1 CRISPR repeat array is annotated in these 1,759 nt (G+C 41.6%).

The features are described from left to right. Positions 1–9: 9 nt before the first annotated feature. Positions 10–1,757: a CRISPR direct-repeat array (repeat unit 36 nt; unit sequence ATTTTGGTACTCTCTCATCCTTTGGTATAACGGAAC). Positions 1,758–1,759 lie beyond the last annotated feature (2 nt).

Raw genomic sequence — 1,759 nt, 5'->3', positions numbered from 1 at the left:
ACACGCCTGATTTTGGTACTCTCTCATCCTTTGGTATAACGGAACCAATATAATCAAAGACTTGTTTGTGTGTGGTATTTTGGTACTCTCTCATCCTTTGGTATAACGGAACTGTCTTGTGTCATCAACAATTCCTGAGTATTTTGGTACTCTCTCATCCTTTGGTATAACGGAACAAGCTGAGACACGACCATCCGGACATCAACATTTTGGTACTCTCTCATCCTTTGGTATAACGGAACGCCAGTCCATAGGTAAACATATCAGCGCCAATTTTGGTACTCTCTCATCCTTTGGTATAACGGAACCTAGAGAGGTAAACGCGGACTCAATCGACCATTTTGGTACTCTCTCATCCTTTGGTATAACGGAACTCACTTGACGAACGGTGACGAGGATTACAGATTTTGGTACTCTCTCATCCTTTGGTATAACGGAACAATTCCTTTCTTTATCTTATATACACAGTATTTTGGTACTCTCTCATCCTTTGGTATAACGGAACTATGTGACGAAATACAGGAAGCCGCCGACAATTTTGGTACTCTCTCATCCTTTGGTATAACGGAACTCCATCTCGTAGCGCTCCTGCTCCGCTATTATTTTGGTACTCTCTCATCCTTTGGTATAACGGAACGAAGTGCGTTAAATGAAAACTGGAATTGCAATTTTGGTACTCTCTCATCCTTTGGTATAACGGAACTACTTCTTTTATCCATCGCGGTCAACATGATTTTGGTACTCTCTCATCCTTTGGTATAACGGAACATACCGTCCAGACGATAAACAAGCCGTATCATTTTGGTACTCTCTCATCCTTTGGTATAACGGAACCATAACTTCTTTATGGTCACATCCCCATAGTATTTTGGTACTCTCTCATCCTTTGGTATAACGGAACAGCCGGTATCGAAGTCACCGTTATCGATGCATTTTGGTACTCTCTCATCCTTTGGTATAACGGAACGGTGATGCGATGTTTGAGAAAATAAAAGACATTTTGGTACTCTCTCATCCTTTGGTATAACGGAACTCACTACTGGTACAATCAACGATCAAGGGTATTTTGGTACTCTCTCATCCTTTGGTATAACGGAACAATAACGCAAGACCTAATACTTCAAGGGTCATTTTGGTACTCTCTCATCCTTTGGTATAACGGAACATAAGCTGCAATCAAAAGTTTATCAGGGCAATTTTGGTACTCTCTCATCCTTTGGTATAACGGAACCTGGTATCGCTGCATTCAAAGGAATCATGATTTTGGTACTCTCTCATCCTTTGGTATAACGGAACTGATTAGACACCTGCTGTGTCGTCGAATGATTTTGGTACTCTCTCATCCTTTGGTATAACGGAACCCGTAGAATCGGTTACTTTCGTGTCGTGCTATTTTGGTACTCTCTCATCCTTTGGTATAACGGAACTTCAAGTCACCGACAAAGATAGGCGCCTTAATTTTGGTACTCTCTCATCCTTTGGTATAACGGAACCGTAGACACAAAGACTTGTTCTTCTTCCGTATTTTGGTACTCTCTCATCCTTTGGTATAACGGAACTGTGCGTCACCTGTACGTAAGACACCCCCGATTTTGGTACTCTCTCATCCTTTGGTATAACGGAACAAACAGGGGACGATGAAGAAACTCATTATAATTTTGGTACTCTCTCATCCTTTGGTATAACGGAACATTATACGCCGGGACCTGCTTATTAGTACCATTTTGGTACTCTCTCATCCTTTGGTATAACGGAACAC

Source organism: Alkalibacterium subtropicum (assembly GCF_900112455.1).
Taxonomy (GTDB): domain Bacteria; phylum Bacillota; class Bacilli; order Lactobacillales; family Carnobacteriaceae_A; genus Alkalibacterium; species Alkalibacterium subtropicum.
Note: the sequence above shows the minus strand (reverse complement) of the source record. Positions and strands in the feature narration are given on the sequence as shown.